Below are 22,485 nucleotides of genomic sequence, written 5' to 3'. Positions count from 1 at the left end.
AAGATGAGGTATTATGCGTAAACAAAGGTCCTCAAATAAGTCAAAAGGGTATGAATATCGTTCAAATGAACTTTATTTATCATTTTATGAACTCTTTTTACAGAAAAAATCAAGATATTTGCAAGAAATACCATAAACACTAAAACACCTCATAACGGGAGACCTTATGAATAAAACGACTTTTATACTACTAATAACATTAATTATATCATACATCAATACTGCTTATATTCAAGCACAGACTCAACGTGTCACAGTACAGGGAACTATTCTGGAAAAAGGCACACAGTTCCCCGTTGAGCAAGCTACCATACAACTGTTATCCTTGCCCGACAGTAATTATGTAAAAGGCATTTCCAGCTTGGAACAGGGAAAATTTTCACTCACAACTCTCCCGGGACGTTTTTTGCTAAAAATTTCTTTCATAGGCTTCACTACCGAATATAAGACTCTGCAAATAAACACAACCCAGACTATTATTCAACTAGGCAAAATAGAGTTGAAACCTGATGCTGTACTTCTTAACGAAACCGTCATTGTAGCCCAAGCCCCGCCTGTTGTCATCACAGGTGATACAACCGCATATAATACTTCCGCTTACCGCGTCAGTGAAGGTGCTGCACTGGAAGAACTAGTCAAAAAGCTACCTGGAGCCGAAATAAACGAAGAAGGGAAATTAATCATTAATGGTCAGGAAGTCAAAAAAATCATGATGAACGGAGAAGAATTCTTCCTTAACGACCCCAATACGGTTTTAAAAGAACTGCCAGCCGATATGATAGATCAACTAAAAACTTACCAAAAGAAATCAGACATGGCACGTATCACCGGAGTTGATGACGGTAAAGAAGAAATGGTACTCGACTTACGCGTAAAACCAAGTATGAGAAAAGGATGGAATGGTAACTTTGAAGCAGGATATGGAAATGACGACCATTATAGGGCAAAAGGAATGGCCAATCGTTTCAAAAACAAAATGAACTTATCAATCAATGGTACCGCCAACGACAATGGGATTAATTCCAATCAAAGAATAGGTGCCAACTATTCTCAGAATACTCAGAAACTCAAATATGGAGGTAGTATTGAAGTCCGGGAAAATAAACGCAATTCATGGAGCAAGCGTCATACAGAATCTTTTTTGTCAGACAACACTTCTCAGTTTTCCCTGCAGAACAACCAATCCGATGGAAAGACAAGTGCTATTTCCGCTAATTTTCGTTTCGAATGGAAATTAGACAGCCTCACCACTATTATGTATCGACCGACGTTTAATTTTTCCAAAGGAAATTCCAATTCAGGCAACTTCTCAGAAACGCTCAACAACGAGTCAACTCCTATCAACCGGAAAGAAGCCACAAACCGCCAAACGAATGACAGATTCTCCACCAATGGCTCCTTGCAGTTGAATCGCAAATTGAACAGTAAAGGAAGAAACATCGCCTTACGTCTTTATTACGATCTGGATGACGGCAATTCCGATCGATATAGTCTTTCGAATACTTATTACTTAAAGTATGGTGATAGTATAAAAGCTTTGAATCAATGGATTGAAAAACTTGACAATAACAATAAATATCAAGTTCAGATAACATATATGGAACCTGTATTTACCAATCGGTTCATCGAAATTAATTATAGCTATCAACACCGTTCCTCACTCTCTGAAAAATATGCCTATGACTGGGATAAACAAGAAGATACATACAGTCAATATCCTGACACAGCGCACAGTGATTGCTACAAAAATAAATATTCCACTCACCAAACCGGCATATTTTTCCGTACTATCCGCACCAACTATTTTTATAATATAGGTATAGAAGTTGAGGCGCAAAAAACGGCCAATAAAAGCTATATGCGGGACACGACCTTTGAGTATTTATCCAGAAATGCAATAAACTACTCCCCCACCATAAACTTTAAATATACCTTCTCTAAACAAACAACCTTAAAAATAAACTATCATGGGAGAACAGCACAACCCAGTATGACCGACTTATATAGAAAAAAAGATATTTCTGATCCTTTAAACATACGGCTCGCTAACCCCGAACTTAAACCATCATTCAATAACAACATATCAGCTACATTTAACACTTACTTTACTGAAACATCCCGCAGTTTCAATGCTAACCTCTCCTATAATAATACAATGAATAGTACAACACGTATTGTCACATATGACGAAAATACCGGAGGACAGACTACCCAACCGACTAATGTGAACGGGAACTGGCGAATAAACGGTTCGCTTACCTTCAGTACTCCATTATCCAACAAAAAATTCACAGTAAATACACACACCAATACAAATTACGGCAACTCTGTCGGTTTCACTGTGCTCAACAAAGAGTCAGATGCAGTTAAAAGTAATACAACTAACCTCTTTTTATCAGAACGTTTAAAAGGAAGCTACCGTAGCGACCTGATTGACTTTGAGTTATCTGCAGAAGTCAGATATCGAAAATCAGAACATTCTATCAAAAAAGAGAACCGACGGGAAACATTTGATTATACATTCGGAACTGAAGCAAACTTAAACTTACCTTGGGATATAAAAATCTCATCCAATATCAATTGTAGATTAAAAAGAGGATATGGCGGTAAAAATGATACTAACCGCACCCTATGGAACGCACAAATATCGAAAAGCTTCCTCAAGAAGAAAAAGGCAACCGTCCGATTTCACCTATATGATATACTTCGTGAGAATGAAAGTTCGGAACGTTCCATTTCCGAGAATTCTATCACCGACAGAGAATCCAGTACATCTAACGTATATTTTATGGCATATATTGCCTATCGGTTCAATACCTTCGGACAAAAAAGAAAACGACAATCGGTACAAAACTAAAATTATAAAAGAGGAGGAAATGATGTATCCACAACTACATCATTTCCTTTTTGTTCTTTAAACATGCTGAGTAACATTGAAAAAAGTCATATTGCAAGATATCAGAGATTCTCAAAAGGAGTTCGGTATCAATACTTGACTTCCCGAAGATTTTATACACATTGGTCCGCGCACAACAAAGCTGTTCTGCAAACCAAGTGACAGACAATCCTTGTCGATGTAGTTCAATTTCTATAAGCCGGCCAACGTGTATCATATTACTCTTGTGGAATAATTAAGAAACTGAAACCACACGCTCCTCCTCCGCCATTTTCCAATCGCACAAGAATACGGTTCCACCCTTGACGGAACTGGAAAGGAGCAATATGTTCGTCAATATTATACCAACTGGTACCATAATCGCGCCATACATCCTTACCATTTATCCATACCCGGCCACTATCATCCGTACCGATGGCAACCAACATAGTAGTAGCCTCATCAAAATAAAGTTCCGTATAAGCATAATAAGTAGAATGTCCGGTAGTGACAGGAACCGTATTATGCATTGATTCACTTTGCATAAACTTCCATCGCAGCGTACCATCCAAATACACTTCTTCCCCTATGACCTTTATCGGATGAGAATCCGTTTCCATCACCCCTGTACCTACTTGTCCGTCAGTATATACCGCATCAAAGTCCACAGATATCTCAGGCGGATGGACAATCGAAAAGTCCTCTCGCCCAAAACTTTCCCACGGTCCTATCATATACCATGTGTTAATATATAACCACCCTTTACGATCCGCGCTTTTTGAGAAACGCCGTCCGGGCAATGCCTGAGCTTTTACCATTTCCTGATTAAGCCGGGGACCTGCATAAGCATTCATCGGACGTCTGTTTCCACTGCCCTGAGCAGCCTCCCCCATGCCACCGAAACCGTTCCCATTGCCACTGCCTTCACCTCCGCCCGGCTGACCATTGCCAATTCCAAAGCCGCCACCGGGCTTTCCGACCTGCTTCACTACTCCAAAGAGATTTTCCAACCGAGATTGAGCAAGTCCGGCTTGTCGGGTCGCTTGTCCCAACAGACCACGGTAGTTGTTCAAGTCTGCCGTACTTTTTATTTCCAGACCTGCGCTGGCATTACTTCCCGCTGAAGTAGCCCATTCCCCTCCTTTAGTCTGCATTCGAATCAGTTCATCAAAACTTGGCATACGGGAAGAACCTGTCTTCAGAGAACTATAAACCTCGGGAAACGAAAGTCCCTTGGAAAGCGCCTGTTTAGCTGCATTGGCAGCCAAATGGTTCTGCTGTATTTCAGCCTCATATTCTCTTAAAAGAGCATACATATCTTCTACCGACGGATTCGCAGATAACTTGCCCGCCTGCGGAATATTCCTTGCTTTCGAAGTATCATTAGCATCATCCGGTGCCGTACGTGGTAACTTTCTTTGCTCTACTTTAGTCAACAATTCATTTTTCCGCTGCCTCATCTTCTTAGCCATTTCCTGAAATTTACGAAGCTGATCTTCCAAATTTTTCTTGACCAATACTTCCGACTGCTTCACTAATTGCTCAGAATAATTAGCGGGAAGCTCCCGCTGAGCCTGCTCCTGCTTTATTTTATCACTGATACTTTTCGGAGATTTCTGTTTTTTCGCTTGCAAGTCAATAGCTCCCTGTCCTGGTGATGGCATCAGCCAGATAAACAACGCTCCTCCTACCAGACAGACCAGTGCAATAACCCATGATAGGATAACCGTCAGACGGCTACTCCCTGTTGTAGTTTTCGTCATATGTTCGTATTCCTATATTCGTTAAATTATAAAACTGACAAGCATCCATTACTTCCACAAAACGTCCGAATGGAGTGTTTTTATCCATATCAATGCGGATACGCCGCCCCGGATCAGAGATACAGGTCTCCCGCAATTGTTCCATCATGAAATTGGTCGAACAAGGTTGTCCGTCCCAATAGAAGTTACCTTCAGCATCCAGTCCTACAATAGCCTGTTTATCATCCGGTTTCAGTTTTATAGCTGATTCCGAAGTCGGCAGATCCACTGAAATATCCCTGTTTTTCACCTTCGTCATTGTAGAGACAAGAAAGAAGATCAATAGCAGAAACACACAGTCGATCAAGGGCGACATAGACACTTCCGGTTCATCTTCGTTATTAAATAGTGATAGTCTCATAAGCTTAATAAGGTTTACTACCCAAACGGACACGCGTACGCGTGAATCCTTGTATTTGACATTGATCGAATATCTCTATTACCGTATTTACGGGTACAGTCCGGTAAGCCGCCACATCAATAGCAATTTCCGTACCTTCACTGTTGCGGAGTTCTGTAAGGAAAGTATTCAGATCAGAAATCGGCACATAGTGGTTCTCACCAGTGTACGCATCATGTCCTACTACCTGATACACATTTTTCTCCTCATCCACTGCTATGATAACAGCTTCCTCTCCGGCGCGGGTGGTAGACAAACTGGAAGTCATTGAAGGAAGTGATAAAGGTATTTGCATTTCCCACTTCTTCATCATAGTAGTCACAAGGAAGAAGATCAGTAGCAGAAAGACGCAGTCTATCAAGGGCGACATCTGCACCTCTACTTTGTCTTCTTCATCATAGTTTAGTCTCATGCTTCTCCTCCTTACTCCCCGGTGTGTTCATATCCGTCGAATCTCCTTCCAGATAGAGCGTAGTAATTACATTTTCAACTTCTACTTCCACCAAAGAAGCCAATTTCATAATACGATTTTTAATAATGAAATACAAAGCAATGGCAGGAGCTGCGATGATCAAACCGGCAGCAGTCGTAATCAAAGCTTTTGAAATAGAATCGGACAATATAGAAGCGCCGCCTTCGTCACCATACAATGCTACCAGACCAAACGCTTCGATCATACCGACAACTGTTCCCAGCAAACCGATAAGGGGCGACAGGGAAGCTATGACTGACAAAGGATATATGCGTGACAAATGTGTACGGATATCACGTGCGGCCATATCACCAGCTGTCTGGCTGACAGCTTCTCTTCCGGCTTTCACATGCTCGAAAATAAAACGCAGCGAATTTCCTAATGTGGAAGGGTATTTATCACAGGCTGCAATCGCACCTTTCAAATCTCCTTGTGCAAGGCATTCGCTGACTGTTTTACGTAGTCCTTTTGGTGCCAGTCTTCCTTCTCTTGAAGTTAGCAAGCGTTGCAAAGCTATTACTAAGGCAAGCAATCCAAGCAAATACAACGGATACATCATGAATCCTCCCGCTTTAATCTGTGCAGCCCAGTCAATCTGTACCCCTTGCGGTTGTTCATCCTCATTAGTTGTTCCCTCTTCATATACCAGCCCTTCCTCTTCTCCATCAACGGGTACCGGAGTTGCAATTTCGCTCGGAAGTACTTTCGGAGCATTCTTTATATCATCCTGTGTCTTAGCGAGAAAGATTTCATCAAATCCTGCATCACGTCTCTCCGGGCAGATAAAAGAAATACCGGTCAACGTAATATTACCAAAATCTTTCCATAAGTCCCTGGTCATCACCATCCAGTGTCCCGGTAGTTCACCGAGATTAAGACCTTCCATCGGATTTATCAAATCCTTGGACTTGCCGGCTATATAAGTAAAATCATATTTCTTGCCTTTTTGATTTGCAGACTTTTCGGAAACATGAAATTTCATTCCAATTTGATCACCTCCCCATTTTACCCAGGCAAAAGTGATATAGCGAAACTCACCCGGTCCCGGATTCTCGCGAATAGGAATGGATAGCCCGGTCAGTTCTGCCGGACTTTTAGAGGCTCCTACATATATATAATTTTCTGATTTTTTAGAGTATCCCCCATCACGGACAAATTTATTATCCTGAGCTTTCCACTGCGCCCCGTCCGGTATTTTAGTACTAAAGATTTCATATAATCCTTTACCGGATCTACTATTTGTTTGGGCTGAGAGCGGATAAGTGAAAAACGTTATTACTCCTAAAAGAAGTATACTCAACGTACCTTTTCTAAAAAGTTTTTTCATCTTTGTGCAATTCATGTCTATTCTATTATTTATTAAAATTTAAAAGCCACCGCAAATCATCGAATGATTCACAGTGGCAAAGTTGATAAAAATAGAAAAGAAATGAGTACTCAAATCATTCAAAATACTCCAATTCCTTAAAATGATACAAAATAAAGAGTTCAAAAATCACTCAATAGGTTTAAAAATAATCCATTACCTGAAATTTCCAGCTGTTTTTTATCTGCTATATCAGGTTTTGTATCTATTTTCCTGACACTACCATCCTGACATATTGTGGAGGTAAATAATTATATATAGAGCCATTTTCAAAAGAGGCAGTTTCTAAGGTGGGGGTTCTAAAGTTTATAGTTTCAGCATGGTATCCTTTAGGAACAATCAATTTTAAATACAAACCAGATATGTATCCATTTTTCACACCCTTCTCTCTTCTATCATAGAAATCACACATAATTAGCTTCACTTTTGTCTGGGACAAGTCCAATACTTGCAATGGACAATTTAAAATATTCAACGAATACAAGTTGACATTTGAATGCAAATCAAGCTGAGATATAGCATTACTACTACAATCCAAAACCTCCAAATATATATTTGCACTAAGATCAATTGTTTTTAGTCTGTTATCAGCACAATTTAATTCTTTTAAATAAGGGTAGTCACTAAAAACCGGAATTGCTTCTTCTGATATTTCTTTAATAGAAAGTTTACGCAGCGAACCTCCTTCCACATTCTCTTTTTGCTCAGGGAGTATCAATTTCTTCAATAAACGATAATCATTCCCTTCTTGGCGTATCCACTCATATCCCTGCAATCCGCAAGTTAAAAATTCCATCTTTAGGTTAGCACTAAAATCCAACTCTCCAATATAATTTGCTTCACAATTTAGTTCCCGCAATTCTTGATTATGTGATGTTTCAAGTGCTTTTAGCTTATTCCAACTACAATTTATTTTTCTAAGATGCGGTGATCGACTAATATCCAATTTCTCCAGATTATTATCCGAACATTCAAGTATACTTATTCCTTCTGTATTCGATCGGTTATCCGGAAGAATCAACTTAGATAATATCCCGGCACGACCTCCTTCCGAAAGTAATCCTTTATTTCTTTGAGATTTAACAATAACCGTTCGAAGTTGTTTATTATGACTAAGATCCAATTCTATCAGTCGGTTATAAGTACAATCTAAAGTTCTTAATTGAATATTCTTTTTCAAGTCTATCGTATTCAAATCACAACTTCTACAACTTAAATTCGTGAGATTTTTACAACCACTTATATCCAGTTTCGGAAGGTAGACTTGTATAATTTCCAACTCACGAAGTTCTTTAAATCTAGAAAAATCAGGAATACACTCCAATGTATCAGTCCGATTTCCCACCAATTTTAACCGACGTAGAGAAGAAAAATACTCAAGGCCTTTTAATGAGGTAATTTCATGCCTCGTAGTTTTCGCTCTATTCACGTCATTATTAATCCATAAACTGGTTTTCAGCTCCAAATCCTCCACGTAATCAATATCCGATAATAAAATAGAGCTGGTATCAGCTATAATCTTCATTTGGAACAACGCTGCTTTAAGCATCGGATCAAATTTATCTGCCACATTCTTATTATCAGAAGAGTTCAATATGTCTGCCCGACTACTCACACCCATCAATAATAAACTTACTATTAAAATAATGTTTTTCATTTTCTATTAAATTTTATGTTGTCCATAATCAAACATCTCTCTACTTCACCTTTTTACATGAGATGAATTATCATTCGCAAGATAAGAAGAAAAAACGAAAAAGAAAAGGAAAGAGTGTCCCCAAAAAGGATACAATTTTTCATCCCAAATAAGCAAATCTCCTTTCCTCCCTTCACCCTTCACAACTCCCTCTGGCACGACGATTGCGGGTGAAGGTCTCCTGTTCACCATCCGCTTCACCTCCCATCAGACGGAGACTACCCGATACACATTCCCAAACTTGGTATGCTTACGTTCTATCCCCACTGCTATCAGTATTTGTGCCAAACTCGCCGGATTTGCCCCACGCATAGCTGCCGGATTTATCTTCTTCAATCGCTGAAAGATATCAGCAGACGAAAGAAGTTCACACCCTTCTCCTTTTTCTGCCGCCCGATAACAGGAACGCAATACGTCTTCCACAGGTCCCTGGCGATAAAACGTCATGTTACTTTGCTGCAATTCCGTCTCTTCCTCTTTTGTAAACCAATAATGTTCACCCGCCAAAATCTCCGCTTTCAATTGAGCATAAAGTTGTGCATAGTCAATCCCCTCACAATCGATAGGATACTCTACCAGCACACAAATAAACCTGCGACTACCAGTCGGGTCAGTCAATAAATCTTTTCGATTCGATGTCCCGATAAAAGATGCTATACGAGGTAGCGAGCGATAATTTTTCTGATAAGCTTTGCACAGGCTTAATGAAGCCATCTGCATCAGATTCTTCAATAACGGCATTTTCGTCGGAGCATATTTATCAAACTCATCCAGATTGAGAAGTCCCATCTCCGCCAATCTCCGTTCTATATGCCCTTGACTGGTTAAATCCACCTTATCCATATAATAACGCTGAAGCGCAGGAGGAAGTAGCGATTTGCAAAAAGTAGACTTTAAATATCCTTGCTCCGTACTGATAAGCAAAGGCGCCACACTATTGGCATGACTTCCCGTAACCCCCATCCATTGTGCTGTCATACCCCGCATCCATATATGGAATTCTTTCACCCACAATTGGTCTCTCGAAACTCTGCGTGCCAAAGCCGCCAAGCGATCCACTCCATCCCATACCGGCAATTCTTCCAAATAAAGTTTGAAAGGATGATACTCTGCAATACGGGTGGAGAAAATACAGCGTGAAAGATCACGATCCCAACAAGAAATACCTGATTCGTGAGCTTCCAGGCAGAATGTATTTAAGACACGCTGATTCACAGGTGCAAATCCTTCCTCCATTCGTTCCAACAAACGATATTCCGTTTCCTCTGTCAGCACATTGTAGCGGAAATCATAGCGGGATTTTAAAAAAGTATCTACGCTCTCAGTTAGTGACTTCACTTTCGATGAGTCTTTTTCTTTAGACGATGATACCCCCTTAATCGACTGAATAATAGTATTGACAGGTGCTACACTTTTTGTATCCCCTATTCCCGTTTCATCTTGTTTTGAAAGACACTTCATCAATTTTTGCCAAAAGGCAAACCAACCATTTTTTTGTTCCATATTCTTCTTTTTTTTATGATTAATGGATGCGAATATAATATCAAAAAAAAGCCATTTGCAACTTTTCATCCTATTCATTTTTTGAAAACCAGACTTATCATTAATATCCTATCATTTCTTGTTTATCATACTATTAAACCTTATCTTTGTCACCGACAAATTATATTTATCACCAATGTGATAAGATATTATCACTACTATGATAAAATAACATCATTATTGTGATAAGATCTTATCATAGTAATGATAAGTATAAAATATCAGCACTAAAAACAAGAAATCATTTAAAGATAAAGCAGAAATGGCAGTACAATTTGAATTATATAAGACTCCGATGCCAAAGGAGAAAAAGAACAAGACGCGTTATCATGCCCGTCCGGTAAGTTTTGAGACCGTCAATACCGAGAAACTGGCTTATCGCATCCATGATCGCTCCACATTAAGAGTATCGGACATTATTTCAACCTTGGAAGAACTGAAAAATGAAGTAGCTCAGTGCCTCCTGGAAGGTAAAAAGGTGCATGTCGATGGATTAGGATTCTTTCAGGTCACTCTTTCCTGCGAAGAAGAAATACGTAACCCGAAAGACAAACGTGTGCACCGGGTAAAATTGAAAGCTATAAAGTTTAAAGCTGATAAAGAATTGAAAGGGGAATTGTGTCACATGAAATTCCAGCGTTCTAAAATCAGACCGCACTCCGCCAATTTATCAGAAGTAGAAATAGACATGAAACTAACTGAATATTTTGCTGAAAATCAGATTATCACCCGGAAAGATTTTCAATATCTCTGCGGAATGACACAAATCACTGCATATCGCCATATCAAGAGGTTAATGGCAGAAAAGAAATTGCAAAATAAAGGGACGATCTATCAACCGATATATACTCCGGTTCCGGGTAATTACAGGGTGTCGGTGGATTTAAAATATAAAGAACGATGAAAGAGCCATGAAACAGGAAGCCCTTCACCCGCTCTTCCCCATTTGATAAGGGATGTAGAGAGAAGGTGAAGGGCTGATAAATTATACAGAACTATTCCGTATTAACTATGGTTTCAAATAATTTTCCAAAGGTTCCATAGACAATTCATCTTGATTTGCTCCCCAACAATAATAAGGCTTTTTATCCTTAAAGAAACATATATGAGGATAAGTATTTTCTCGAGTTAAAATAAAAAATGTCCCATCATCAGAATGCTCTCTAGCATATTCAAACTTCTTTGTTTCATTTTTCTGCGGTGTAAACGACATAATTTCCCATCTTTCCGCTTCTGTCCTCTTTATACTACTTTCTACCATCTTGTCCGCAGCTTCCTTCCCAAACACTTCAACATATCCTTGATAATAACTTTTCGGATTCGTGTCTTTCATAAAGTTTTCAGCATGATATATAGCATAAAAATATATTGTTTCCCCATTATCATTCTGCCCATAAAAACAAGCAAACTTTTCTGGAATTCTAAATACCTTTTCTGAATCGTTCACTAAATATAATCTTGAAGGCGAATCAATAACCGGTACAAACTTTATAGTGGACTTCATCAAAGTTAAGGACAAGGATGAATCATTCCATCTCCCTGCAATATTCATGTTTAATCGTTCAAGTATGGTATCCTGAACATTTTTATTAATCTCCTCTACAAGCAGTTTGTTTTGGGGTGTAAGTTGACTGATAGCCTGAGTAATCATCTTATCTCTTTTTATAACTTGCTTGGAAGTACCATCGACATACACTTGTTCGCTACATGAAAGTAATAGTATCTGGACAAGAAATAGGATTGATAATTTAATTGTTTTCATAATACCTCTTTTTTATTTACAATAAACAGCACTATATGCATTTACATCATTCAAAGAACATTCTCTTATTCTATCAAATCCAGGGTCCATAATATAAATTATAGACTTGGGATCATTCCAATTATTATTATATAACTGAGAACCTACAAAAGCGACACAATGAGCAGCATCACTATTTATTTCTAAGAAAAAAGTTATAGATGGATTATCGCCTTGTTGACTTATTTTTTTAATAAAATCAAGTGCACTAGACACTTGAAAACCATTAGTTGTAAGGTAATCACCAAAGTTTCCTCCTGATACACCAAAATTGGCATAAACAGATGAAAATGTACAAGTCGCATTCGAATTATCTTTTAACATTTCTATAGCATTTCTAAACTCCTCATCACTCACATTCTTTTTTGGATATGGGTTAGATTGTCCATCCATGAGATAACGATGTATAAAGTCAAAACAATAAAAACATTGTAGGTCATTCGTTATAGATTCCAAGCACGCATAATAACACCAATAATCATATTTTTGAGAAACCATTTTTACTTCACTACTAAAATCAACTTTTTTAGTCAGTTCACTCATAGTCGCTTGCGCAACTCCCTTCAAAGGAATTACTACCCAAAGCGCAACTATAATTAGCACAAAAGCCCTAAAATTTATGTGACTAAATACACTAAACTTCAAATTAAGAAACCGTTTCATACAGATATCTTTTATGATTGATTTAAAATATTAATTACAACTTTATTAATTGAGTGAGAAGAGTACCGACATAAATATTTAATCGATACTCCTCCATTAATTCCAGCATCAAACAAAGTTTTCTTTTTTCGTCAAATTATTCCGTATCCACCTCTTCGCGCCATTCTTCTGAAAGCGCATAGTTATTGATAAACACGTATCCATCTAATGTGGATGGCACCGAGATGCCTAACCAATAGAGAATTTGCGGTACTATCAGCGTATTCTCAACACAGATTCTTTCAGCATTGACATTGGTAGGCAATGTATTTGCAAACATGGCAGAAGCTTTCTGTTCGATATCCGGAGAACTGCTTGTTTTATCTTTAATATAATACATATTGAGTCCACCTTGTATCTGATTTTTAATTACTAATGTATCCTCCTCTAATTTCTCAAGTTGCTCTGTTGGCTTGAATTTCCAATAGCCGAGCATATCACTAGAAGGTTCAATATCAATTTCTCCCGATAGTTGCAAAAATTCTCTTTCAGCAAGATCCTTTTTCCATAGACGTACTTCCGATATATAATAGGAAGTTGGCACAGAATAACCACCTATCGCCAAAAGGCTTGAATCCGGAGCCAATCCTTGGGTATCCGTAGTTCCAGATCCCTGCAACTTACCATCTAAAGTAATGAGCCAATTTCTCCTTCCGGAGGCAGCGGAACTTATGCTAACACCATAGTGATGCCATTTAGAATCATTGTATCCGGTAATAGCTTGCTCAAGAGCAGGACCTTCCTTAGGATTTGTTCTCATGGATACAGTTCCTCTCTGCCTATATAGTCCCCAGCCGGCTTTTCCAAGTATGCGATCCCAATTGTTACCATTATATGTACCGTCCTGCCTAGGAACCATACGCATTATGATCTCCATTGAAAATGCATCTATACCTAAAGAATAATATTTACCTATACTATCAAAAACGACAGCCTTGTATTCATTCTGAGAATCAAAATATGCACCGTATAGTCTATTACCATTCAATTGTTTTTCCGTATAATGATTGTAGTAAAACAGACCAAACGTGTTACGCTCCACTTCCGAAGTGCCACCATAACGACCATCAGCCGATCCACCGTGATTGGAAGTTACAACAATAAGCCAGTCTTCGTAAAATGCATTCTCACGGGCATCAATCGCTGACAAAAATTCACCAATGTATCCGTCTATAGTTTTAAGTGCACTGACATAAGCGGCGTTGTCCGCTTTGAATCCCCCACTCTTCCCAGCCTCCAACATTCCTGAAAAATCGGCCAGAATGAATGTGTAATCTTCATTCGCAATATGATTGAGAACCACATCCCGAGTTTGAACGTCATTTTCTGAAGTAATGGTAGTCTTAGCATTGTTAAGCATATTTTTGTTCAGTTTCGCCCAAGGTGTCACACACAATGAAAGCATATTCACGTCATTATTCGAAATATAGCTAATAATGTTTTGATAGTGAATTACCTTTTCATTCGGATTATTCGGATTGTACTCCACATTAGCAGTATAAGATTCATCGGTTATACTGTGCTTTTCGGGTATGACCCCAGTGAGCATGGTTGCCCACGTTACAGGGTCTTCGTTCCTTTCGACAGACAGGGTTCGATTGTCACTAACTCCTGTCCACGAATATTTACTGTTTTTCAACATCTTAGCAATGGCACCATCGGCAGGAAGGGAGTTCTTCACCACTTCACCAACCGCACCATCTATATTTATCCACAATACTTTACGATGGATTTTGGTAGATATTCCGGTATCTATAGTTCCATCGTCTGCTATTTCAGTAGGTGTATCGTATTCCGTGCAAGCATAGTTAAATGCCAGGACACAAACAACAAGCAAGCTGTATGTGAGAATATTTAATAGTTTATTCATCTGATATAAATTTACGGTTTATAATAAAATGTACCAAACTCGGTAAACGACTGTACTCTGAACCTAAAACGAGACATATCTGTTTCATTCCAGTTATCATTACGATTAGGTTCAGGAAGTTTTATACGCAGATATCTCACTTGTTCTTTTGACGGAAAATCATAGAAACCCTCACTTTTAATATTGGGCAACTCGGGATGTGCAATGGAATCAATCTGCACAATTTCCCTCCAAACTATATTTTCGTCAAGCGGATCATTAATAATATCCTGATTGACAGGAGTCTCGATAATCAGCTTAGTTGCCGCAAAGTCTGAGTTGTTGCCAGCCAGAAATACACCATTAACATCTGTCGTCTCTTTCATATCAATAAACAAATAATACGGAAGTGGCGGAGTACTTGTATCGTTGTTGTAATATGAAGTCCATCCTGTTGATTTGTCGCTGTCCAGCAATCGGTCCGGCGACTGCCCTGAATTAAAGTTATCGCTTCCATTTGCATCCAGTGCATAAATCTCCCAGTCAGCTCGATTATGACGGTAGTGATACCCGTTACTTGGGAAATCAACCACACCACTTGATGGATTTTCTGCCAGAGGCGAGTATTTCCATATGGCTTTATCCATCAGCGGATATTTCGATGCATAACTACGGGCTTCGTCTGTCAGCGAATAGCCCCAATGCTCAAAGAATGGTGAAAAATCTTCCTTAAAATAGTCACATAAAGCCTTAAAGAAATAGGTAGAAGTAGAATGATCTATGGAAATTTTATCTTTAATCATACGGTTCAACTCTATATAAAAAGCCCAATCGTCATCTTTGTAGTTAGCTAATTGAACGAGGCTTGCCAATGCGTATGTCGGCCGTACTTCCGACTTTATATCAGATACAAACCAGCGGCTACTATCGGTATCTGCATATGCCAATGCTTTGGGGAATTGCTCCGCAATGCTACTGCCTTCTTCCGGGAAAATCGGTCCCATCGGATACCCATCCTCTCTTAATCCTTTCTCAGCCATGCGATATAGGGGAATTGCTTTTACCGCATCAGATACTTCGCTCCACCAGGGTGATTTTATATCTCTGAAAGAGTAATTTCTATATAACGCATTAAAAATAGCAACAGAATTACCGGATTTCAACGTTTGATAGCTAGCCAGCTCATTCAACAGATAATTTGTATTCAATGCCACTACACCATAATCGGCATTACGAATATACAGATTGTCCAACAACTCCACATCCAGCACCACACGCTCAGGAAAATCGGGAGCACGCATTGAAAAATCCTGTGCCCCAACCTGCAAACTGTAATAGTTATAATAATAGGTCTCGACAGCATTGTCCCATGCTTCCAGTGTGTTCGGCATCTTTTCAGCAATGATAGGATCATCATTTATCATATCCAATAATCGCTCACGCTGAACGGAAAAAGCGACATGCCGGCCACGCAACTCGAGCCACGGTACAGTCGTTGTACGCAACTGCTCAACCCACGCTGTTACATCAGTAGAACCGACAATAAAATCAGGCGAACGATAAGCCCCGTTAATCTCCATAACAAAATCCGCACTACCATTCACATCCTTGCTTTTTTCGATCCATATCATACCTCCCAAAGGATTACGAATCGTGTTTTTTCCCGGGAACAGTTGCTTCGAAGTAGTAACTACCGGCAAACGCAAGTAGGGAGAAATATCCGTCAAATCATCTAAATGAGAACCGATGATAACCGTCAACCCCATAGTGTTGTCATTAATGGTTATAGTAATCAATTCACCTGCTCCGGCATAAAGCCCGGTGCTGTATATCGGACGAGGAACTTGTTGCACGTCCAGATCGTATGCAGGAATGTATCTCTTGCTTAAATCAAGCGCAAGCAGTGTATTGACAGTATTATCGACTAAAGTATCTACCAAACCCGGAAAAATACGGGCACTTTCATACATACTGACATCGATTCCTTCACCTGTTACTATGGTTACATTGGTAGAATCGGCGGTATCATCCTCTGTCCCGCTTTCGATATCATATTGATAAGCAATGTTGCAGCTTCCCATAAAAAACATACAGGAAATGAATGACAGCAAAACTGCATAGTCGGCTTTTAGTTTATTAAAGCATTTCATATTGCATTCTAATTTAATTATTTAAAGAAACGTAATCTAATGCCCAGCCTTCACCATCGAAATTCCAGGAAGAATCAACCGGCTCTCCAAACCATTGAAAAATCTGATAGGATAAATCGACTGTATTAAGAACCGTTTTATAGTAGGAATCGTCTATAAGTGGGCATACCTTATCCGTTACAATACTCTCCTGCCTGCGCGTTACGTAATCATCGGTAGGCGCAAACGTACCAACCGGTTTATTGAAGTATAATCTTTTATTTTTTGATGTATATTTCGAATAATCTTCCAAATAAGATAATCCGATATCATCTTCGCGATCGTTGGGGTAATAACCCACCAGATTATTCCAATACGGATATAATTCACCCAAAAGGTCCAGTTTTGTAGTACAATGATACTCCGCAATAATATCAGCAGGTAGAGCAACGTTGTAAAACTGGAGATCGTTTATATATAGATTTGCCTGACTAGGTCTGTCCGGAGAAAACGTATGTCCGATGGCAAGAGGCGCATCTGTCCACATATCTTTACTGCCGTCTATCTTACATCCCATCTGATACTTACCGTCAAGATAAAATAAGATGGAGTCACCTTTCTGGGTATCATCAACCTCTTTTATAACTAGCGTATAAGAATGCCATGATCCGTCACGTCTCGTAGATGGTAAGCGGAAAACCGAAGAACCCTCTTTAAAATTAGCAGCAAATTCGACTTGCGTATTATTAGAAAACATTAGCTGCCAACCTGTACCCGCTTTTTGATATCTTTTCGATATTATATTTCTATTACCCCAGGGGTCGCCGTGCTTATCAAACATTTTAAACTGAATGGTATATCCACTTTTATCCACCTCTTCATCCGGATTGGAACTCCATCGTTTACCCATATTAAAAAACTCGGTATTTCCAGTCATAACGGCATTTGTTGTCGCTTTTTGTCCGGGACCGACGAAATAAGGACTATAGAATTTGTATTGTAGTTCATCCGAGCCCGGCCTTTGCAACAATTTGGATGCAAACCGACTGTTATAGAGCATCATGAAAGAATTGAGACGCGGATCATCATACAACGATGCCGGAGTTACATTACCTTCATAAACACCACCATAAGAAGATGTAATAACTACAAGCCAGTTTTCCTGAACGTAACGCGGACGCGCTTCAAGTGCTTTCATTATTTTACCGATGAAAGCATCTACATTGTAAATCGCATCAATAACCTCACTGGTAGGAGTTGTCTCATTGCTCCAGAATCCATATTGCTCACCAGTCTGTTGAACACCGCCGAACTGTGCAACTACGATATCCGAGATTGTTTCACCATTGATTTCAGCAATAAGAGCATCAGCGGTTTCACTGTCGGCCGAAGTCTTTCTTTTAGTATCGGCAACACTCCCGAAAGCTCCGAAAAACTCCGTATCGGAAGAATAAAAGCTGACTTTTAGATTTTCATCCGCCTCTTTCAATCGTTGAAGAAAAGAAGGCGTTTCGAGTTCGTCAATTCCTTGATTGACATCAAGCCCGTTCTTTGTTGTTCCGGTCAGCAAATTTGCCCATCCACGTTCTTTACTTACCCCTTCTTCATTGTCGGCAAGTCCGTAAAAAGTAAACAAAGATTTATCCGTCATGGAGCGGATAACTGGAGCCTTTCGTGTATTATACGCCTCATTAACGGCTATTCCGGATGCACCATCGATAACCACCATCAATACGTGTCCCGTAGTATATTCAGTACCCGACTCCGGATAATCATCAGTCAAAAGCCTTTCCATATCCTCATTGCACGAGAATGCAAATACAGCAAACAGGCAAAGCATTATATTTTTTATCAACTTTTCCATTGTATTTCATAATAAGTTATTCATAATCAACTTCTATCATTATCGCATTGCGAACCATATTACCATCAAAACGACTGAAATCACCAAGCAGCAGCAATCCGTTTGAATTGGTCGAAGTACGAGTTTCAATTACTTTGTAGAGTTCACCCTGGAAGATGCCCGGTACATTAAATTGTTGCAGCGCCTTTCCATCACGACCCAATATAAGGAAACCACGGCGAGTTACACCATCGTATTTCGTAAACGCACCTGAAACAACAATATTATCATTATCAAGCAGACAGGCAAAATTGGCCAATCCTCCTTCCATTTTTCCGATCTTGAAAATTTCATCACGTGTGCCATCATCATTCAACATAACTACACTCTGTGCAGGAATACCGTTGAACTCAGAAAACTCCCCAGTTATAAGGATTTTCTTTTTGTTTTTATTGTACCGGATTTTAGTAATACTTCCATTTGCGCCCGTACCGATGTTTTTCATAAAAGTTTCATCAAGGGTACCTTCGGCATTCAACTTCACAATATTCTTCACAGACTGTCCATCGAAACTGCTAAATGTCCCTACTATGACAATACCGTCACTTTCGACCATACAAGCATCTAAAATCTGCCCGACAACTCCTTCTGCATCCCTGCGATAGCTATCATCAAGTTCTCCAGTCCTTGACATACGCAATACACTTGCAACCTTCGAATAATCCAAAACCATACTCTCAGCATAGGATTTTTCGGTATTAATACGACAGTAGTTTGTAATATTTCCTACTGCTACCACCTTCTCATTGGAAGTTATAAATGTACGGACAGGCGCTTCAAGAGTTCCCCCGTTGAATACCGGTATCTTACAATTTATGCTTGTATTATTCTTTTTCGAAGGCAGCGCTACAGTTTTATAATACGAGGCTACTTCATTAGTAGCTATCGTGATGTTATTGACCGGCAACTTATCCCAGCCGTATTCTGAAAATTTACCCGACAGGAGAACCCTGTGGTCACTAGGAAAATAAGTAAATGAATTAAGGTAACATTCAATATCTGTCACTCCCGGATTGGCCAGATCAATGCCGGCTCCCTGACCAGGATCAAGTTTGAAGTCAGTTACCCATTTTCCCGATACAGAGCCGTCTGTCAAAACCATAGATATACAAGAAAAACTCTGCGAGCTATTTTCATTGTAGTAGGCCTGCATATAGTCGCCAACAGGATAATATACCCGTGCTTTTGAATAATGTTCCGCACAATCGTAAATAGGTCCCGAAGTGCCTTTAAAGCCGTATGACTGATCTATCTTAATATTTCCTAATACAGTGAGACGAGGTCCATAGAAAACCTGTTCTTTCAATACAATATAAGCCGTACCCGAACTAAGATTTCCAGGTACTTTCACGGTGATTGTCGTGTCGGTAGCAGTTACAATTTTAGTTTCTTCATCAGAAATATAGAACTTGAAATCGTAACGTCCTGATTGCGGATCACACCAGTTCAACATCCCTTTTGCTTTGAATACAACCGTATCATTGGGATAAGCGCTTTCCGGAGAAGGAGATTCAGCCAGCAAACCGATTCCAAGCGGAGCTTTTCCTCCACTGTACGGATCATCTTTAATATTGCTGTTCAGATCACTGTTACAGGATGTTACCAATAACGAAGTGAATACGGAGCAAACAATCATTAACGAATAGATGGTAATATGTTTCATTGTACTATCTTTATTTATAGTTAATTATCCGGTTCTGTTTCTATTGTCGCATTTATAGCTTTGGTAGCGAAAAGATATGGTTCAAAACCAAATGCATGATCGGTTAATCTGAGTACATGTACCACTCCGTTGGTCGGTTGTATATCAGATGTTGCTACATAAGCGTTTTTCATATCTCCTATAGTGAAATCATAGACATAAGAGTATATGATTTGTCTTGCACCGGCATATTTTACATTGTTTGCATCATAATAAACAACACCCATGTTCATAGGCTGCTGACCATAAGATAAAAATGCCTGTCCCGGATAGGCTGCTATGGCAGTCGTATCAATTTGAGGTATATCTTTCAGCAAATATTTATCTTTTACAATGTACATTGACAGCATTTCACGCCAGACTTCCGGTTTTATCTGACTAAAACTCTTGATGCTATCATGCCCCATACGATACCAAATACGGTTCAGATAATTAAAACTACCACGGATTGACCAATCGGTAGGTGCAAAAAAGGTAATTTGTTCGTCTTCAAAAACATCTTCCATACCGGACAGCCGGATGACTTCCACCAAATCTTTAAAATAATCGGGTCTTGATTCCAAATATTGCATCATATTCCCATTATAATAAGGGTTCGCTTTTCCACCATCAATTAAATAACTATCATCGGCACAATTGTACATGAGTACTGCCAAAAGGCAACATCCGACAATTTTCTTCCATAATTTGATATTATTTTTCATATCTATACATTTTAAGTTTATCAGAGTTACTCCCAAAATAAATTCAATCCAATCTGTGTGTTGTTTTTCAACGCATTACGATGAATAGGCCATGTCCATGCCCCCACATTGAAATTAGTACGCGTCATCGGATTCATACAATAGTTTCTGTTATACACCTTTCCTGTACGAACCAAATCATAATAGTAATGTCCTTCACCGATAAGCTCTCTGCAGCGTTCCCAGAAAATAGCATCCATCAGTTCACTACCCGAGGTATTTATTTCGGAAGCATGTGCCCTATTGCGGACCCGGTTGAGTAATTCGCAGGCTTTCGTATCGTTAGTCCCCAAAGCGGCAAGAGCTTCAGCATACAACAAAAGTGCACCTGCATAACGGAATACTATTTGATTGCCGGAGTTGGACGTAATTGTTCCGTTTCCATAAGTATCAATATTCCAAAATTTCTTGATTTCCTTAGGAGCAGAACTTGAAACCGAAGTAGAATATATCTTTTCGTCAAACCATAGTTCTTTTCTCGCATCATCTTCATACATAGGGAACAGACTCATTAGATAATCTCCTGAATAACAGAACACTGGTGTATACTTGTTCAGACAGGAATAGGAAACATTATCAGAAAACTTTGCATTCATCATAAATATCTCATTGAAATTTATATTTTGTGCAATCTCAAACAAGCCTTCGTCTGACCCTCCTGCGAAAATCACGGAACTTCTATTTATATCAAGTAATGAATAAGCTCCATTGTTACGTTCCAGTTCCTCGCCTAGCGAAACAACATTCCTATAATATTGCTCTTTATTTTGTGCATCAAACTGTACAAGCCACAAGTTTATATGCATCATCAGCGCAATGACAGAACCTCTGGAGGCTCTAATCCCTTTGCTCGAATAAGATGAATATGACCATGGTAGTACTTCCGCTCCCGGATCATCGTCAAGCAAAGGTTGTAAGTCAGCAAGGCAATTTTGCAAAACTATAACCATATTGGTTCTTGGCAACGGAGCTTCATTATAGGCATTTGTATAATAAGGCACATCTCCAAAAGCCCTTACGATGAAGAAATAAGACAAGTTACGCATGAAAATAGCTTCTGCCTTAAAACGACTCCGTTTCAATCCATCCATACCGGGCACTTTGTCTATCTCAGCAAGCAGAATATTGGCATCCTGAATAGCAGTATAAAACACATCCCATTGCATTATTAAACCGCCCCTAGCATCATCGGGATATGTATTACGCAATTCACCCATATCGTTGTTAGCCAGATAAGCTACATATTTATCCCCAGTGCTGTAGGCTGTTATTGGAGCGCACCGCATATCTCCGCTATACGTAAGGAAAGGACGTTGTGACATTGTTGCATTCCGAAACGAATTGTATATGCTTAACAAAAAAGCTTCCGCATTCGTCTCATTTCCCTGCGCCCAAAAATCATCACCCGATAATTTATCTTCACTCTTATTTGCAAGCGAGTCACAACCGGCAAACAGGCAAGATACTATCAAAGTCATTATTAAAACTATATTTTTCATATTC

At 39.3% G+C, this 22,485-nt stretch carries 17 protein-coding genes; 2 read left to right on the top strand and 15 right to left on the bottom strand.

Annotation, left to right across the window (positions count from 1 at the left end; all coding sequences use genetic code 11):
* Nucleotides 1-166: 166 nt before the first annotated feature.
* Nucleotides 167-2,857, top strand: a complete 2,691-nt coding sequence (locus NBH01_RS10775) for a TonB-dependent receptor (RefSeq protein ID WP_236093086.1) — start codon at nucleotides 167-169, stop codon at nucleotides 2,855-2,857.
* A 34-nt stretch (nucleotides 2,858-2,891) separates the two neighbouring features.
* Here the strand turns inward: NBH01_RS10775 and NBH01_RS10770 are convergent, their stop codons facing one another.
* The 7 genes from NBH01_RS10770 to NBH01_RS10740 all read right to left on the bottom strand — a co-directional run bounded on the left by NBH01_RS10770 (nucleotide 2,892) and on the right by NBH01_RS10740 (nucleotide 10,114).
* Entirely contained in the window at nucleotides 2,892-3,113 is a 222-nt protein-coding gene (locus NBH01_RS10770; protein WP_074858583.1) for a hypothetical protein, read from the bottom strand.
* A 1-nt stretch (nucleotide 3,114) separates the two neighbouring features.
* Nucleotides 3,115-4,638: a hypothetical protein gene (locus tag NBH01_RS10765; RefSeq protein ID WP_055217373.1), complete on the bottom strand. Its 1,524-nt coding sequence runs from the start codon at nucleotides 4,636-4,638 to the stop codon at nucleotides 3,115-3,117.
* Nucleotides 4,613-5,038 (bottom strand): ExbD/TolR family protein, encoded by a 426-nt coding sequence (locus NBH01_RS10760; RefSeq protein ID WP_008760582.1) that lies wholly within the window; start codon nucleotides 5,036-5,038, stop codon nucleotides 4,613-4,615. The genes NBH01_RS10765 and NBH01_RS10760 overlap by 26 nt, the downstream gene beginning before the upstream one ends.
* Nucleotides 5,039-5,042: 4 nt before the next feature.
* Nucleotides 5,043-5,489, bottom strand: coding sequence for an ExbD/TolR family protein (locus NBH01_RS10755; RefSeq protein ID WP_008760581.1), 447 nt, complete (start codon nucleotides 5,487-5,489; stop codon nucleotides 5,043-5,045).
* Nucleotides 5,473-6,891, bottom strand: a complete 1,419-nt coding sequence (locus NBH01_RS10750; RefSeq protein WP_008766172.1) for a MotA/TolQ/ExbB proton channel family protein — start codon at nucleotides 6,889-6,891, stop codon at nucleotides 5,473-5,475. Before NBH01_RS10750 ends, NBH01_RS10755 begins: the two co-directional genes overlap by 17 nt.
* A 229-nt stretch (nucleotides 6,892-7,120) precedes the next feature.
* Nucleotides 7,121-8,572 (bottom strand): leucine-rich repeat domain-containing protein, encoded by a 1,452-nt coding sequence (locus tag NBH01_RS10745; protein WP_117577342.1) that lies wholly within the window; start codon nucleotides 8,570-8,572, stop codon nucleotides 7,121-7,123.
* A 246-nt stretch (nucleotides 8,573-8,818) separates the two neighbouring features.
* On the bottom strand, nucleotides 8,819-10,114 hold the full coding sequence (locus tag NBH01_RS10740) for a DUF3874 domain-containing protein (RefSeq protein WP_055217554.1): 1,296 nt from the start codon (nucleotides 10,112-10,114) through the stop codon (nucleotides 8,819-8,821).
* Nucleotides 10,115-10,415: 301 nt separating this feature from the next.
* On the opposite strand from NBH01_RS10740, the gene NBH01_RS10735 reads away from it, so the two are divergent.
* Complete coding sequence (locus NBH01_RS10735) at nucleotides 10,416-11,057, top strand: HU family DNA-binding protein (protein WP_008760576.1); 642 nt, start codon at nucleotides 10,416-10,418, stop codon at nucleotides 11,055-11,057.
* Between the two features lie 105 nt (nucleotides 11,058-11,162).
* Here the strand turns inward: NBH01_RS10735 and NBH01_RS10730 are convergent, their stop codons facing one another.
* The 8 genes from NBH01_RS10730 to NBH01_RS10695 all read right to left on the bottom strand — a co-directional run bounded on the left by NBH01_RS10730 (nucleotide 11,163) and on the right by NBH01_RS10695 (nucleotide 22,481).
* Nucleotides 11,163-11,915 (bottom strand): hypothetical protein, encoded by a 753-nt coding sequence (locus tag NBH01_RS10730; protein WP_008766176.1) that lies wholly within the window; start codon nucleotides 11,913-11,915, stop codon nucleotides 11,163-11,165.
* 12 nt (nucleotides 11,916-11,927) lie between these two features.
* A complete protein-coding gene (locus NBH01_RS10725) occupies nucleotides 11,928-12,617 on the bottom strand; it encodes a hypothetical protein (RefSeq protein ID WP_048698530.1) in 690 nt (229 codons plus the stop codon).
* Between the two features lie 136 nt (nucleotides 12,618-12,753).
* On the bottom strand, nucleotides 12,754-14,526 hold the full coding sequence (locus NBH01_RS10720; RefSeq protein WP_250700088.1) for an alkaline phosphatase family protein: 1,773 nt from the start codon (nucleotides 14,524-14,526) through the stop codon (nucleotides 12,754-12,756).
* 11 nt (nucleotides 14,527-14,537) lie between these two features.
* A complete protein-coding gene (locus NBH01_RS10715; protein ID WP_048698526.1) occupies nucleotides 14,538-16,655 on the bottom strand; it encodes a M60 family peptidase N-terminal accessory domain-containing protein in 2,118 nt (705 codons plus the stop codon).
* 13 nt (nucleotides 16,656-16,668) lie between these two features.
* The gene (locus tag NBH01_RS10710) at nucleotides 16,669-18,498 is read right to left on the bottom strand and encodes a LamG-like jellyroll fold domain-containing protein (RefSeq protein WP_234131586.1); all 1,830 of its coding nucleotides are present in this window, start codon (nucleotides 18,496-18,498) and stop codon (nucleotides 16,669-16,671) included.
* 16 nt (nucleotides 18,499-18,514) lie between these two features.
* On the bottom strand, nucleotides 18,515-20,200 hold the full coding sequence (locus tag NBH01_RS10705; protein ID WP_048698524.1) for a DUF5124 domain-containing protein: 1,686 nt from the start codon (nucleotides 20,198-20,200) through the stop codon (nucleotides 18,515-18,517).
* Nucleotides 20,201-20,220: 20 nt separating this feature from the next.
* Nucleotides 20,221-20,943, bottom strand: a complete 723-nt coding sequence (locus NBH01_RS10700) for a fasciclin domain-containing protein (RefSeq protein ID WP_008766181.1) — start codon at nucleotides 20,941-20,943, stop codon at nucleotides 20,221-20,223.
* 26 nt (nucleotides 20,944-20,969) lie between these two features.
* Nucleotides 20,970-22,481: a RagB/SusD family nutrient uptake outer membrane protein gene (locus NBH01_RS10695; RefSeq protein ID WP_048698522.1), complete on the bottom strand. Its 1,512-nt coding sequence runs from the start codon at nucleotides 22,479-22,481 to the stop codon at nucleotides 20,970-20,972.
* Nucleotides 22,482-22,485: the final 4 nt, after the last annotated feature.

It is taken from the genome of Bacteroides sp. B1-V-101 (assembly GCF_023656585.1).
In the GTDB taxonomy this organism is placed as follows: domain Bacteria; phylum Bacteroidota; class Bacteroidia; order Bacteroidales; family Bacteroidaceae; genus Bacteroides; species Bacteroides thetaiotaomicron.
This window is presented reverse-complemented; position numbering and strand designations above follow the sequence as displayed.